The sequence below is a fragment of the Bradyrhizobium sp. cir1 genome, from assembly GCF_014198245.1.
Taxonomy (GTDB): domain Bacteria; phylum Pseudomonadota; class Alphaproteobacteria; order Rhizobiales; family Xanthobacteraceae; genus Bradyrhizobium.
In genome coordinates this window covers 174,976-189,781 of sequence record NZ_JACIHE010000005.1, presented here as the reverse complement: position 1 = coordinate 189,781, position 14,806 = coordinate 174,976, and the positions used below count along the sequence as shown (strand labels likewise).

14 protein-coding genes are annotated in these 14,806 nt (G+C 64.5%); 2 read left to right on the top strand and 12 right to left on the bottom strand.

The genetic code is table 11. The annotated features are described in order from the left end of the window. Positions 1-53: 53 nt before the first annotated feature. The 5 genes from GGD63_RS13620 to GGD63_RS13600 form a co-directional block, all read right to left on the bottom strand. Complete coding sequence (locus tag GGD63_RS13620) at positions 54-785, bottom strand: amino acid ABC transporter ATP-binding protein (protein ID WP_018648485.1); 732 nt, start codon at positions 783-785, stop codon at positions 54-56. 12 nt (positions 786-797) lie between these two features. Then, a complete protein-coding gene (locus tag GGD63_RS13615; protein ID WP_183242699.1) occupies positions 798-1,490 on the bottom strand; it encodes an amino acid ABC transporter permease in 693 nt (230 codons plus the stop codon). Positions 1,491-1,494: 4 nt separating this feature from the next. Further along, a complete protein-coding gene (locus tag GGD63_RS13610) occupies positions 1,495-2,226 on the bottom strand; it encodes an amino acid ABC transporter permease (RefSeq protein ID WP_183242697.1) in 732 nt (243 codons plus the stop codon). A 170-nt stretch (positions 2,227-2,396) separates the two neighbouring features. Beyond that, on the bottom strand, positions 2,397-3,308 hold the full coding sequence (locus GGD63_RS13605) for an amino acid ABC transporter substrate-binding protein (RefSeq protein WP_183242695.1): 912 nt from the start codon (positions 3,306-3,308) through the stop codon (positions 2,397-2,399). Positions 3,309-3,407: 99 nt separating this feature from the next. After that, positions 3,408-4,793 (bottom strand): M20 family metallopeptidase, encoded by a 1,386-nt coding sequence (locus tag GGD63_RS13600; protein WP_183242693.1) that lies wholly within the window; start codon positions 4,791-4,793, stop codon positions 3,408-3,410. A gap of 275 nt (positions 4,794-5,068) precedes the next feature. Between GGD63_RS13600 and GGD63_RS13595 the strand changes: the two genes are divergently transcribed. Then, positions 5,069-6,448, top strand: a complete 1,380-nt coding sequence (locus GGD63_RS13595) for an LLM class flavin-dependent oxidoreductase (protein ID WP_183242691.1) — start codon at positions 5,069-5,071, stop codon at positions 6,446-6,448. 150 nt (positions 6,449-6,598) lie between these two features. On the opposite strand, the gene GGD63_RS13590 is transcribed toward GGD63_RS13595, so the two are convergent. The 4 genes from GGD63_RS13590 to GGD63_RS13575 all read right to left on the bottom strand — a co-directional run bounded on the left by GGD63_RS13590 (position 6,599) and on the right by GGD63_RS13575 (position 11,770). Then, positions 6,599-8,260, bottom strand: coding sequence for a thiamine pyrophosphate-binding protein (locus GGD63_RS13590; protein WP_183242689.1), 1,662 nt, complete (start codon positions 8,258-8,260; stop codon positions 6,599-6,601). A gap of 107 nt (positions 8,261-8,367) precedes the next feature. Further along, the gene (locus GGD63_RS13585; RefSeq protein WP_183242687.1) at positions 8,368-8,871 is read right to left on the bottom strand and encodes a GFA family protein; all 504 of its coding nucleotides are present in this window, start codon (positions 8,869-8,871) and stop codon (positions 8,368-8,370) included. Between the two features lie 155 nt (positions 8,872-9,026). After that, positions 9,027-10,154, bottom strand: a complete 1,128-nt coding sequence (locus GGD63_RS13580; RefSeq protein WP_183242685.1) for an alkene reductase — start codon at positions 10,152-10,154, stop codon at positions 9,027-9,029. 119 nt (positions 10,155-10,273) lie between these two features. Then, positions 10,274-11,770 (bottom strand): aldehyde dehydrogenase family protein, encoded by a 1,497-nt coding sequence (locus tag GGD63_RS13575; protein ID WP_183242683.1) that lies wholly within the window; start codon positions 11,768-11,770, stop codon positions 10,274-10,276. Between the two features lie 186 nt (positions 11,771-11,956). Here GGD63_RS13575 and GGD63_RS13570 point away from each other — a divergent pair, with 186 nt between their 5' ends. Continuing rightward, positions 11,957-12,802 carry an SDR family oxidoreductase gene (locus GGD63_RS13570; RefSeq protein ID WP_183242682.1) on the top strand — a complete coding sequence of 282 codons (846 nt, stop codon included), beginning with the start codon at positions 11,957-11,959 and terminating at the stop codon, positions 12,800-12,802. A gap of 59 nt (positions 12,803-12,861) precedes the next feature. Here GGD63_RS13570 and GGD63_RS13565 read toward each other — a convergent pair whose 3' ends face one another. The 3 genes from GGD63_RS13565 to GGD63_RS13555 form a co-directional block, all read right to left on the bottom strand. Further along, a complete protein-coding gene (locus tag GGD63_RS13565) occupies positions 12,862-13,068 on the bottom strand; it encodes a hypothetical protein (RefSeq protein ID WP_183242680.1) in 207 nt (68 codons plus the stop codon). A gap of 178 nt (positions 13,069-13,246) precedes the next feature. Continuing rightward, on the bottom strand, positions 13,247-13,660 hold the full coding sequence (locus tag GGD63_RS13560; protein ID WP_183242678.1) for a Rieske (2Fe-2S) protein: 414 nt from the start codon (positions 13,658-13,660) through the stop codon (positions 13,247-13,249). A 7-nt stretch (positions 13,661-13,667) separates the two neighbouring features. Further along, entirely contained in the window at positions 13,668-14,780 is a 1,113-nt protein-coding gene (locus GGD63_RS13555) for an amidohydrolase family protein (protein ID WP_183242676.1), read from the bottom strand. Positions 14,781-14,806 lie beyond the last annotated feature (26 nt).

Genomic DNA, 14,806 nt, shown 5'->3' with positions numbered 1-14,806 from the left:
CAATTGCGCACCATAGTTCGCCTCTGCGAGGCGCCCCGGAATGACGACAGCAATTAATGCGACAGAATCTTCGACAAGAACTTCTGCGCGCGGTCGCTGCGGGGCTTGCCGAAAAAGTCGTCCTTCGGGGCGTCCTCGACGATCTCGCCGCGGTCCATGAAGATGACGCGGTTGGCGACCTTGCGGGCGAAGCCCATCTCGTGGGTGACGACCATCATGGTCATGCCCTCGCGGGCGAGGTCGACCATGACGTCGAGCACCTCGCTGACCATCTCGGGATCCAGCGCCGAGGTCGGCTCGTCGAACAGCATGACGATCGGATCCATCGCGAGCGCGCGTGCAATCGCAACGCGCTGCTGCTGGCCGCCGGAGAGCTGCGCCGGGAATTTCTGCGCCTGCTCCTTCAGGCCGACGCGCTCCAAGAGCTGCATGCCCTTGGTGACCGACTTGTCGTGCCCACGGCCCAGCACCTTCTCCTGCGCGAGGCAGAGATTGTCGATGATCTTGAGGTGCGGGAACAGCTCGAAATGCTGGAACACCATGCCGACGCGCGAGCGCAGCTTCGGCAGATTGGTCTTGGGATCGTTGACCTTGGTGCCGTCGACGGAGATGTCGCCGCTCTGGAACGGCTCCAGCGCGTTGACGCATTTGATCAGCGTCGACTTGCCCGAACCCGAGGGGCCGCAGACGACGACGACCTCACCCTTGGTGACGCTGGTGGTACAGTCGGTCAGCACCTGGAAGGTGGGGCTATACCATTTGTTGACGTGGCTGATTTCGATCATGACCGACACGCTCTAGCGAATGATGGCGATGCGCGACTGCAGGCGACGAACGCCGAAGGACGCGATACAGGAAATGGTGAAGTAGACGACGGCGGCAAACAGATACATTTCGACGAGGCGCCCGTCGCGCTGCGCGACCTTGCTGGCCGCCCCCAGGAAGTCCGGGATCGACAGCACGTAGACCAGCGAGGTGTCCTGGAACAGCACGATGGTCTGCGTCAGCAGCACGGGGAGCATGTTGCGGAACGCCTGCGGCAGCACGACGTAGCGCATGGTCTGGGCGTAGCTCAGTCCCAGCGCGCTGGCCGCGGCCGGCTGGCCGCGCGAGATCGACTGGATGCCGGCGCGCATGATCTCCGAGAAATACGCCGCCTCGAACATGATGAAGGTGATGAGCGAGGACGCGAACGCGCCGACGCTGATCGGGCGCGAGGCGCCGGTCAGCCACTGCCCGATATAGGGCACCAGGAAGTAGAACCAGAAGATGACCAGCACCAGCGGCAGCGAGCGCATGAAGTCGACATAGAGGCCGGCGATGCGCCCGAGGGTCTTGTAGCCGGACAGCCGCATCAGGGCGATCGCCGTGCCGAAGATCAGGCCGCCGAGCGCGGCGAGCCCGGTCAGCGTCAGCGTGAAGGTCATGCCCTCGTAGAACAGGTAGGGCAGCGACCGGCGGATGACGTCGAAATCGAAACTTCCGAGCATGGCGCTATTTCCCCGTGATGTAGCCAGGGATCGCGACGTAGCGCTCGAGGAAGCGCATCGCGGTCACGACGACGGCGTTGACGAGGAGATAGAGGATGGTCGCGGCCGTGAAGGCCTCGAACACCTGGAACGAGAATTCCTGCATCGAGCGCGCCTGTCCGGTCAGCTCGATCAGGCCGATGGTGATGGCGACCGCCGTGTTCTTGATGGTGTTGAGGAACTCGGAGGTCAGCGGCGGCAGGATGATGCGGAACGCCATCGGCAGCAGCACGTAGCGATAGCCCTGCACGGTGGTGAGCCCGAGCGCGGTCGCCGCCATCTTCTGGCCGCGCGGCAGCGAACCGATGCCGGCCTGCAACTGCACGGCAACGCGCGCCGACATGAAGAAGCCGACGCCGATCGCCGCCGTCCAGAACGGCGCGTTCGGCAATTGCTTCAGCCACAGGCCGGCGGCCCTCGGCAGCAATTCCGGCAGCACGAAGAACCACAGGAAGAGCTGCACCAGCAGCGGCATGTTGCGGAAGAATTCGACCCAGCCGAAGCCGAACCAGTACGCGCCCCGCGAGGGCAGCGTGCGCATGACGCCGACGATCGAACCGAAGATCAGCGCGATGATCCAGGCGAGCAGCGCCGTCTTGATGGTTAGCGCCAGTCCCGACAGCAGCATGTCGAGATAGGTGCCGGTCCCCATCGGGTTCGGCTCGAAGAAAATTCCCCAGTTCCAGTGGTAGTTCACGTGTCCCCCGCGCGAACGCGCCCGTTACAGGTATCCCGGGCGCCTGTGCAGCCTATGCAAATGTCCGGCCACTCCCTCCAGAATGGCTGGAATTTCTTCCCTCTCCCCGCTTGCGGGGAGAGGGCTAGGGTGGCCTCCCCCCGCAAGCGGGGAGAGGCGAACAACATATCTTACTTGTAATCGTCCGGGTTCGGCGAGTCCGTCGGCTTGGCGAACTCGTTCTTCAGCTCGGAAGAGATCGGCGTGTTCAGGTTCAGCCCCTTCGGCGGGATCTTGGTCGTGAACCACTTGGCGTAGATCTTCTCGCCCTCACCGGAGGTATAGATCGCAGCGGTTGCCGCATCGACCACCTTCTTGAACGGCGCGTCGTCCTTGCGCAGCATGATGCCGTAGGGCTCGGGCTTGGAGAACGCGTCCTTGGAGATCGCATAGTCATCGGGCGACTTCGAGCCGGCGACAAGGCTCGCGAGCAGGATGTCGTCCATGACGAAGGCGACCGCGCGGTCGGTCTCGACCATCAGGAAGGCTTCGGCGTGATCCTTGGCCGGGATGATGTTGGCGCCGAGGCCCTTGGCGACGTTGGCTTCGGTGAGCTGCTTGATGTTGGTGGTGCCGGCAGTCGAGACCACCGTCTTGCCCTTGAGGTCGTCGATCGACTTCAGGCCGCTCGACTTCTTGAAGACGTAGCGGCTGGCGGTCAGGAAGTGGGTGTTGGTGAAGGCGACCTGCTTCTGGCGCTCGGCATTGTTGGTGGTCGAGCCGCATTCGAGGTCGATGGTGCCGTTGGCCATCAGCGGGATGCGGGTCGCGGAGGTCACCGGGTTGAGCTTGACCTCGAGCTTGTCGAGCTTGAGCTCCTTCTTCACGGCGTCGACGATCTTGTAGCAGATGTCCATCGCGAACCCGACCGGCTTCTGGTTATCGTCCAGATAGGAGAACGGGATCGAGGAGTCGCGGAAGCCCAGCGTGATGGCGCCGGTGTCCTTGATGTTCTTCAGCGTGCCGGTCAGCTCCTGGGCCCCGGCCTGGCTGACGGCGAAGGTCGCGGCGAGCGCGAGCCCGATGTGACGGAAATGTTTCACTTTTTTCTTCCCCTTTCAGGATGATGCGGCCGGATGCAAGCACAAATCGGCCCGGATTAGAATGTGACTTTCGGCTGGATGGCGGCTCAGGTTAACGGCTCAGGCTAGCGGCTTTGGCAATTCCCCGAGATCCCAGAACAGCCCGGCCATGACCGTCAAGGCCTCTTCGGTCAAAGGCAGCAGGATGTGCTCATTGGGCGCATGTTGGGAGCAGCCGGGATAGGAATGCGGGACCCAGATCGTCGGCAGGCCCAGGATCTCCGAGAATACGTCGTTGGGCAGAGAGCCGCCGAAATTCGGCAGCACCGCCGGCGCCGTGCCGGTGGTCGCCAGCACCGAATCCGCGGCCCATTTGATCCAGGGACTGTCGAAATCGGTGCGCGATGCAGCAAAGCTCTGCGCCGCCCGCACCTCGACCATCGGAAAGCCCTTCTGGACCAGATGTGCGCGGACGGCCTCGATCAGGCCGTCAATTTTGGTGCCGACCACGAAACGCAGTTGCAGCACGGCATTGGCATGGCCGGGAATGGCGTTGGCCGGCTTCTCGATATTGCCCGAGGACATCGCCAGCACTTCGAGCGTGTTCCAGGCATAGAGCCGTTCGGCCGCCGACAGCCCCGCCTCGCCCCAGTTCTCCGCGAGCGCCGGCTCGTCCGCGGTCGGCACCACCTCGACGTCGGCAAGATAGCTGCGGATCTGGTTCGTGAGCCGCGGCGGCTTCAGCGCCTCGAGTTGCAGACGGCCGTGGCCGTCGACCAGCGTCGAGATCGCGTTGACCAGAATGGTCGCGGGGTTGGCGAGCACGCCGCCCCAATTGCCGGAATGGTGACCGCCATCGCGCAAATTGACGTCGAGATGGATGCGGATGCCGCCGCGGCAGCCCAGGAACAGCGTCGGACGATCGGCGGAGAGGCGCGGCCCGTCGGAGGCCATGAACAGGTCGGCCTTGAGCGCATCGCGATTGAGATCGCAGACCTTGCCGAGATCGGGCGAGCCGATCTCCTCGCCCATCTCGATAATGAACTTGGCATTGAAGCCGAGCTTGCCGCCGCGGGCATCGCGCACCGCGCGGAGCGCGGCCATGTTGATGCTGTGCTGGCCCTTGTTGTCGGCGGTGCCACGGCCATAGAGGCGCGTGCCCGAAACCGTCGTGCGCCAGGGATCGCGGCCCTCGCGCCACTCGCCTTCCATGCCGTCGACGACGTCGCCATGGCCGTAGACCAGCACAGTCGGCGCGGATGCACTTTCGTGGTGCTCGGCGAGCAGGAACGGTGCCTTGCCGCTGGGGGATTCGACGATGCGGCTGGTGAAATCGAGCGCGGCGAAAGCCGGCTGCATCTCCTGTTCCAGATAGGCGCGCAGCTCGGCGCCGCGCGACGGATTCTGGCTTTCGGTCTTGAAGGCGACGCGGCGGTCGAGTTCAGCGAGGAACGCGCCGGACTTGAAATCTTCACGGGCGCGGGCGATGGCGTCGGCTCTGGTCATTGCTTTCATTTTCAAGGTTTCGACGCGGGCGAACCTAGCGGGCTACGCTGGCCATCGAAAGTGGCGGGGACTTGGATAGTTCTTGGGATTTCGTTCTTGCTCTCTTGAGATTGGCTTGCCAAGCGCGGCAGCACCGCTGATTTTGGCCTTGCCGATACCCAAGCCTTTCTATTCTTGGCCCTTGCCAAGGGCCAATTATATGCAAGAACTTCGCCAAGTTGGGGCGCACATCTATCATTCGAAGAGCGCTCAGTACAGGGCGCCGGGGTACCAGCATGGCCAAAGAGATCAGGCTCAACGCCTTTGCGATGAATTGCGTCGCACACCAGTCACCGGGCCTGTGGACTCATCCGCGCGACCGCACCGCCGAATATAACCGCCTGCCCTACTGGATCGATCTGGCCAGGACCCTGGAGCGCGGCCGTTTCGACGGGTTGTTCCTGGCCGACGTGCTTGGCGTCTACGACGTCTATGGCAACAGTCCTGACGCAGCCTTGCGCAACGCAGCGCAAACGCCGTCGAACGAGCCGCTGCTGCTGCTGTCGGCGATGGCGGCAGTGACGAAAGATCTCGGCTTCGGCGTCACCAGCAATCTGTCCTTCGAGCCGCCCTACCCTTTCGCGCGGCGGATGTCGACGCTGGACCATCTCACCGAGGGGCGGATCGGCTGGAACGTCGTCACCGGCTATCTCGACAGCGCCGCGCGCGGTGCCGGCAAGGACAAGCAGACCGGACATGACGACCGCTACGACATCGCCGACGAATATATGGAAGTCGTCTACAAGCTCTGGGAAGGCAGCTGGGAGGACGACGCCGTGCTGCGCGACCGGGCGCGAGGCATCTTCACCGATCCCGCAAAAGTTCATCGCGTCAATCATGAGGGCGCGAACTACCGCATCAACAACACCATTCACCTCAGCGAGCCGTCGCCGCAGCGCACGCCGGTGCTGTACCAGGCCGGCACCTCGCCGCGCGGCCGGCAGTTTGCGGCGCGTCACGCCGAATGCGTGTTCATGTCGGGGCCATCGGCCAAGGTGATCGCGCCGCGCGTCTCCGCGATCCGCCAGGAAGCTGCCGCGCTCGGCCGCAACCCGGCCGAGATCCTGATGTTCTCGATGATGACGATCATCCTCGGACGGACGGAAGCCGAGGCAAAGGAAAAGTATGCCGACTATCGCCGCCATATCAGTCCCGAAGGGGCGCTGGCGCTGATGTCGGGTTGGACCGGCGTCGACTTCTCCGGCTACGACCTCGACCAGCAGGTGCGCCACGTCCAGAACGATGCCGGCCGCAGCGCGATGGACAACGTCACCCGCGCCGACCCCGATCGCGTCTGGACCGTGCGCGACGTCATCGAGCATGTCGGCATCGGCGGCGCCGGGCCGGTCGTCGTGGGAACGCCCGAAAATGTCGCTGACAAAATCGAGGACTGGTTTGAGAAGACCGACGTCGACGGCCTCAATGTCGCCTTCGCGATCTCGCCCGGCGATTTCGAGGACATCGCCGACATGCTGGTGCCGGAGCTGACCCGGCGCGGGCGGTACAAGAGCGAGTACGCCAAGGGCACGCTGCGGGAAAAGCTGTTCGGCCAGGGCCGCGCGCGGCTCGACGCGCCGCATCCGGCGGCGGGATATCGGGTGGGGAAGAAGGGGTAGGACTACGCCACACACACGCTGTCATGCCCCGGCTTGACCGGGGCATCCAGTACGCCGCGGCTTCTCCGTAGACAACAGCCGTCTCTGGAATACTGGATCGCCCGGTCGAAGCCGGGCGAGACACCGAGTGTGCGGGAACTCGATCCCGCCTCAGACTTTCCCATCCACCATCACCTCGATCAGCTTCGTCCCCGGCCGGCCAAACGCCGACGCCAGCGTCGCCTTCAGTTCGCCGGGATCGCTCACTTTGATCGCCTCGCAGCCGAGCGCCTTGGCGACACCGGCGAAATCCACGGGTGGATCGACAAAATCCATGCCGACGTAATTGTCATCGCCGTGGAAGGCGAGCAGGCGTTGCTTGATGATGCGGTAGCCGCCATTGTTGGCGATGACGACGTTGAGCGGCAGCTTGTGATGCGCCGCGGTCCACAGCGACTGGATCGAATACATCGCACTGCCGTCGCCGGAGAAGCACACCACGGGACGATCCGGATTGGCAATGCTGGCGCCGACGGAGGCCGGCAGGCCCCAGCCGATGCCGCCGGAGGCGAGGCCGTGATAGCCGTAGCGGTCGCGGTGCGGACGCAGGGCCGTGACCTGGCGGCTGGAAGTGAGGCCTTCGTCGACGAGGATCGCATGGTCGGGCATGGCCTCGACCATTTGCAGCACCAGGAAGTCCGGATCGATGGGGGTGCGGCCCGCACTCTTGCCGATCTGCTCGACCAGCGCGGCGCGCCGCGCGGTCCAGTTCTTCGGCGCGAGTTCGGCGAGGCGCTGTTTCGCGCGGCTCGCCAGTGTCGCGCCGCCCATCTCCTTGAGCACCGGGATCAGCGCGCGCAACGTTTCCCTAACGTCCGCCTTCAGCGCGATCTCTGCGCCATAGTTCTTGGCGATCTCCCAATCGACGAGGCCGATCTGCACGACGCCGAGCCCGTCAGGCAGCGCGTCGACCTCGCTATAAACAGACATCCGCAAGGGATCGCCGCCGAGTGCGATCAACAGATCGTACGGCGCGAGCGTATCGCGCGCGGCCTTCTGCACGCGTGCCAGCGTGCCGACGAAGCTCGGACTCTCCGAGAGGAAGTGCGCACCATAGGGCGTCGAGGACTGGTAAGCAGCCGCGCCGAGCAACTCGGCCAATTCAGCAGCCTCCTTCAGCGCATCGCTCTTGACCACCTCGTCCATGGTAACGACCACCGGACGCTCGGCCTTCAGCAGCCGCGCGGCAAAGGCCTTCAGCGCTTCCTCCGACGGCCTTGTGCGCGCATCGATACGGGTGGAGCGCCCGAGGTCGATGCCGGCTTCGCTGTTGAGGATGTCGCCGGGCAGCGAGATGAACACCGGCCCGGTCGGCGGCGTCATCGCAACCTTGGCGGCGCGGCGCACGATGCGCGGCAGGTCCTCCAGCCGCGTCACCTCGACCGCCCATTTCACCAGCGGCTCGGCCATGCGCACCAGTGGGCCATAAAGCACCGGCTCCATCAGGCCGTGGCCCTGCTCCTGCTGGCCCGCGGTCAGGATCATCGGCGTGCCCGTGAACTGGGCGTTGTAGAGCGAGCCCATGGCGTTGCCGAGGCCGGGCGCGACGTGAACGTTGCAGGCGACGAGCTTTCCCGAGGCGCGGCTGTAGCCATCGGCGATCGCGACCACCAGGCTCTCCTGCATCGCCATCACATAGGTGAGGTCGGGATGGTCCTTCAGCGCATGCATGATCGGCAATTCGGTGGTGCCGGGATTGCCGAACAGGTGCGTGATGCCCTCGTCCTTGAGCAGCGCGAGAAAGGCGGAGCGGCCGGTGATCTTGTTCTTCATGTTTCCTCCAGGAGCGGGCGTTGCCGCAAGGACTGAAAGCATGATGGCCGAAGTCGCGGGAGCGGCGCAAGGAAGCGCGGTCATGGCTGCGTTGCGCGGGAGCGGCGCTACATCCCCTCGCGCCCGAGCTCGAACGGATCCTCGCCGCTTCCCCGCCTCTTCTTTTTCGAGCGCTGCCAGACGACGCCGGGAAAACCCTTCAGCGGCACCAGGGGCTCGCCGGTATAGGCCCATTCCTGCAGTTCCTCGATCGCGATGTGATAGAGCGGCTGGCGGCCGGTGCGTTCCCTGAACAGCGCGCGCGGGATGTTGACCATGTGCGGCCCGCGCGGACGTTCGTACATGATCGGCGTGCCGCAATGCGAGCAGAAGCTGCGTGCGGTCTTCGTCGCCTTGTCCTCGTAACGGGTCAACGCAGTCTTGCCGGAGGTGATGCGAAAGCGCTTCTTCCAGCTGCCGATATAGGTCGCGTAAGCCGCGCCGTGGGCGCGGCGGCTGGCAGCGGAGTGATCATGCCACGCCCAGCGCGCGGGCACGTCGATCTCGAAGGTGACCTTGCCGCAAAGGCATTGGCCGGTGGCGATTCCTGCGGCGGCTGCGGCTTTGGCCATGGTGTTTCCTGAATGTCGTTATGGAGGCGACAATACACGATTGTCATTCCGGGGCGCGACGAAGTCGCGAGCCCGGAATCCATTGGGCGGCAAGCCAGGACGTTAGATGGATTCCGGGTTCGATGCTGCGCATCGCCCCGGAATGACAGGAGAGGTCACGCCGGCGTCAGCTCGTCATACACCGGATAGTCCGTGTACCCCTTCTCCTCGCCGCCATAGAACGTCGCGCGGTTGTACGGCGTGATGGGGTAGTCGTGCTCCAGGCGCCGCGGCAGATCCGGGTTGGAGATGAAGATGCGGCCGAAGGCGATGATGTCGGCGTGGCCATCGGCGATCGCCGCATTCGCGGTCTCTCCGGTAAAGCCGCCGGCGGTCATCAGCACGCCGCTATAGAGCGGGCGGAACAGCACCATGGCGGAGGGCACGTTCTCCCAGTGGACGTCGGCGCGGCCGGCGCCGCTGGAGCGCGGCTCGATGAAATGCAGATAGGCCAGACCAAGCTTGTCCAGCGCCTTCACCACGTAAGTGTAGAGCGGCATCGGATCGGGCTCGCCGGAATCATTGGCGATGCCGTGCGGTGACAATCGCACGGCGACACGATTGGCGCCCCAGACGTCGATCGCGGCCTGCGTGACCTCGAGCAGCAGCCGCGCGCGGTTCTCGATTCCGCCGCCATACTGATCGGTGCGCTGGTTGCTGCGCGATTGCAGGAACTGCTCGAGCAGATAGCCGTTGGCGCCGTGGATCTCGACGCCGTCGAAGCCGGCGGCCAGCGCGTTCTTCGCGCCTTGCCGGAACGCCTCGACGACGCACTTGACCTCCTCCGTCTCCAGCGCGCGCGGCGTCTCGTAATCGGCGATCTTGCCGTCGGCCGTCATCGCCTTCATGCCCTCGGCCTTGATCGCAATCGCCGAGGCCGAGACCGGCAACTCGCCGCCGTGGAACGAGGAATGCGAGACGCGGCCGACATGCCAGAGCTGGAGGAAGATGATGCCGCCCTTGGCGTGCACGGCATCCGTCACCTTACGCCAGCCGGCAATCTGCCCCTCCGAATAGATGCCTGGCGTCGCCGGATTGCCGCGGCCGTGCGAGAGCACCGGCGAGGCTTCGGCGATGATCAGGCCGCCTTTCGTGGCACGCTGGCCGTAATATTTGGCGTTGAGCGGCCGCGGGGAAAAGCTGTCGCGCTCGGCGCGCATGCGCGTCAGCGGCGCCATCGCGACGCGATGCGCGAGCTTGTACGGACCGACCTGCAACGGTTTGAACAACGCCTCGAATTTCATGTGGACCCCGAACGACTATGGAAGGACGCGGATCATATAGCGAGGGGCGGCGCCTCGAAAAGGCACCGCCCCCATAAAAGCAGATATTCCCTCCCGCGGAACGCGGAAAGGAACGGATGTTACGCCGTCTTGATCCAGACGGCCTTCACGTTGAGATATTCCTCGACGTGCTGCTTGCCGGACTCGCGGCCATAGCCGCTCATCTTGTAGCCGCCGAACGGAACGGCGGGGTCCATCGCCTGATAGCAGTTCACCCACACCGAGCCGGCACGCAGGCGCTTGGCAACCGCATGCGCCTTGCTGACGTCGCGTGTCCACAGGCCGGAACCAAGGCCGAACGTGGTGTTGTTGGCACGCTTGACCAGTTCGTCCATGTCCTTGAACGCGATCGCGGAGATCACGGGACCGAAGATCTCTTCCTGTGCGATCCGCATGTTGTCCTGGACGCCGGCGAACACCGTCGGCGAGACGAAGAAGCCCTTTGACAACGCGCCTTCGGTGACGCGGCCGCCGCCGGCGAGCGCCCGCGCGCCTTCCTTCTGGCCGATGTCGAGATAGCCGGTGACGCGCTCGAGCTGCTGCTCGGAGACAAGCGGCCCGATCTGCACGTTGGGATCGAGTCCATTGCCGACCTGCAGCTTCTTGCCGAACTCGGCGACGCGGCCGACGAACTCTTCGTAGATCGCCTGCTCGACGAACAGGCGCGTGCCGGCGCTGCAGATCTGCCCCGAATTGGCGAACACCGCCATCGCCGCGCCCGGCACAGCGGCATCGAGATCGGCATCGGCGAACACGATGTCCGGCGACTTGCCGCCGAGCTCGAGCGAGACGCGCTTGAGGTTGCCGGCCGACGCCCGGATGATCGACTGGCCCGTGACATGCGAGCCGGTGAAGGCGACCTTGTCGACGTCGTGATGCGAGGCCAGCGCGGCGCCGGCGGTCTCGCCATAGCCGGGCACGACGTTGATGATGCCGGGCGGAATGCCGGCTTCCATCGCCAGCTCGGCGATGCGCAGCGAGGTGAGCGGCGCCTCTTCGGCAGGCTTGAGCACCACGGTGCAGCCGGTCGCGATCGCCGGACCGATCTTCCAGATCGTCGCGGAGAGCGGACCGTTCCAGGGAATGATGGCGCCGACCACGCCGATCGGCTCCTTCAGCGTGTAGGAGAAGATTTCGCCAGGCAGCGAGTTCTCGATGGTCTCGCCGTGGATCGCCGTGGTCTGGCCGGCGTAGTAGCGCAGCATGCCGATGGCGCGCAGACGATAGGCGCGGGTGCGGCTGAGCGGCGCGCCCATGTCGAGCGTGTCGAGCTGCGATAATTCGTCGAAGTTCTTCTCGACGAGGTCGGCGAGCCTGAGCAACAGGTTCTGCCGCTCGAACGGCTTGACCTTGCTCCACGGACCTTCGAAGGCGCGGCGGGCGGCCGCGACCGCGCGGTCGATGTCCTCCTTGTCGCCCTCGGCGACCGTTGCGAGCAGCTCGCCGGTTGCGGGATTGCGGGTCTCGAAGCGCTTGCCGGAGACCGCGTCGCCCCACTTGCCGTCGATCAACATCTGCTTGTAGGACCCGTTGGCGAACGGGTGGCGCGTGATCGGAATAGCCTGCGACACAGCCATGGCTGCACTCCCTGTCAGGTCATTGATTGGGCTCGATCTCGGTGGGACCGTTAGGCCTGGAAGAATACAGCGGTGCCTGAGGGGCGTAAAGCTGGCGTGGAACGAAGACCACCCATGCCGACTTGTGCAGGGTCGCGCGAGCGCCATGTTATAGCTCGACCGAGCCCCTTCCTGCGGAGACGAGCCATGCCACATCCCGCCATCATCAAAGACAATGTTGCCGTGATCACCGGTGGCGCCTCCGGAATCGGATTTGCCGCCGCCATGGCCTTCGCGCGTGCCGGCATGAAGGTGTGCATCGCTGACGTCGACGAGACGCGGCTGGCAGAGGCCGCAACAAAACTGTCATCCGTCGCGTCTGCCACACATGTGATAACGTTCGCCGTCGATGTCAGCCGTGCCGAAAGCGTGATGGAACTGGAACGCGCCGTGGGCGCGCATTACGGCGGCACCGATGTCCTCATGAACAATGCCGGGATCCAGCCTGGCAGCACGCTGTTCGGCGAGCCCGATCATTGGCAGCGCATCATCGGCGTCAACATGTGGGGCATCATCAACGGCTCCCGCATCTTCGCCCCCAACATGATCGCACGCGGCAAATGCGGCCTCATCATCAACACCGGCTCGAAACAGGGCATCACCACGCCGCCGGGCGATCCCGCCTACAATGTCTCCAAGGCCGGCGTGAAGGCGTTTACCGAGGCGCTCCAGCACGAGCTGCGCAACACGGAAGATTGTCACATCACGGCGCATTTGCTGATCCCGGGCTTCGTCTTCACCGGCCTCACCGCGAAGGGCCGCACCGAAAAACCGGCAGGCGCCTGGACGGCAGAGCAAACCGTGGACTTCATGCTGACCCGTCTGGAGGCCGGCGATTTCTACATCCTGTGCCCGGACAACGACGTGCCGCGCGCGCTGGACGAAAAGCGCATGCTCTGGGCCGCGGGCGACATCGTCGAGAACCGCCCGCCGCTCTCGCGCTGGCACCCGGACTATGCGGATGCGTTCGCGAGGTTCGTGAAGGGGGAATAAGTGTGCAGCACCGCTCTCTCGCCCCCTCGCCCCGTTCTTACGGGGAGAGGTTAGGACACCTACAGCGTCTCTTGCTGGTGTCCGCAGTTCTTGCAGGCGAACTTGACGCGGGTCTGGCCTTTTTCCGCCTGCACCCGGTTCGGCGCGCCGCACTTGCCGCAGACGGCCTCGATACGGGTCGTGCCCTGCTTGACGACGATGGTCTTCTTTTCCATCGATTCGCGGATCAGGCGCTCGGCCTCTTCACGCAGGGATTGTTTCGACAAAGCTCGTCTCCGCCTCTGAAAGCGCGAGAGCCATATCGCACCTGCGTTGAAATCTCAATGCGTGATGAGGATCGCGGACCCATCAACGCGTCATTCCGGGGCGATTCGCAGCATCGAACCCGGAATCTCGAGATTCCGGGCTCATTGGCTACGCGAATGCCCCGGACCGCGTGCGATCTCAGACCTCGACAATCACGTAGCTGTCTTCGACATGCACCGGAAACGTCTCGGCAACATATGGGCCCTTCTGCAGTTCCTCGCCGCGCTCCACCGCGACCGGATAGGACCGAATCTTGACACGTTGCGGATCGAACCAGGACTGGCCGTTGCGCATGTCGAACTCCCAGCCGTGCCAGGGACAGCGCAGCATCTCACCGACGCGTGAGCGCTCATAGACTCCTGGCTCGGGCGAGGTCAGCCGCGCCACGCAGGCCGCCTTCTCCAGCGGCGCGCCTTCATGCGGGCAGCGGTTCAACAGCGCGAAGAACTCGCCATTGACGTGGAACACGACGATGTCGCGGCCGGCGATATCGACGACCTTGTTGCCGCCGGGCGGAATCTCCGAGGTGGTGGCGACGATGTGACGGGCCATGCGGGTCTCAGAACTTGTAGACCGCACGTGCATTGGTGCTGAAGATCTTCTTCCGCTCGGCCTCGGTCAGCGGCGTCTTGAAGGCGAAGCGCGGGTCGTCAAAGTCCCAGTGCGGATAGTCCGACGAGAACAGCAGACGGTCGACGCCGACCCATTCGATCAGCGACCGCAGATGCCGTGCCTCGTCCGGCTCGTCGATCGGCTGCGTCGTGAACCAGAAATGCTCGCGGACATATTCCGACGGCTTGCGCTTGAGATGCGGCACCTCGCTGCGGAAGCGTTCGAAATGCTGGTCCATGCGCCACACCGCCGAGGGGATCCAGCCGAAACCACCCTCGATGAAAACGATCTTCAGCTTCGGAAAGCGTTCCGGCACGCCTTCGATGACGAGGCTCGCAAGCTGCGCCGCGATGGTGTGCGCATTCGACTGGTGCTCTTCGACATAATAAGATGGCCAGCCACCGCCGGTCGGCGCGTGCCCGCCATAGCCGCCGACATGGATGCCGAGCGGCAGGTCCAGCGCCTGCGCACGCTCGTAGATCGGCCAGTAGCGACGCCGGCCGAGCGGCTCGTTGGCGCGCGGCGAGACGTTGATCTGGATGTACTCGCCGATCCTGCCGCAGCGCTCGATCTCGGCGATGGCGAGATCCGTGCCGTCCTGCCCGACCAGGATCGACGCCTTCAGGCGCGGATCGCGATGCGACCAGAACGCCAGCTGCCAATCGTTGATGGCGCGCTGGATCGCGGCGCCGAATTCGAGATTCTGCTGCGAGAAGATAAAAAGGTCGAGCACCTGCAGGATGCCGAACTCGACGTCGAGCGGATCGAGATGCTGCTTCTGCATGAAGGCGAGATCGGAGCCCGGCGGCCCGCCGGTCGGCGGCCATGCGTCACGCCGCGCGATCAGCGGCGAGGAGCGTGGATAGGGCGTGGTGAAGAGATAGGGCGTGCGCAGATGGCTGCCGTATTCTCTCAGATGCTGCTGCCAGCGCTTCGGCAGGAACGCGTTGAGGTCATCGACCGAGTGCAGGCTTGGATGCACGTCGCAATCCACGATGCGGAGCTTTGATGCGGCGGGCTTCTCATCGTCACGCAGCGGACGGTCAATGACCTCACTCATGCGAACCTCCAAGCTCTTTGGACAGT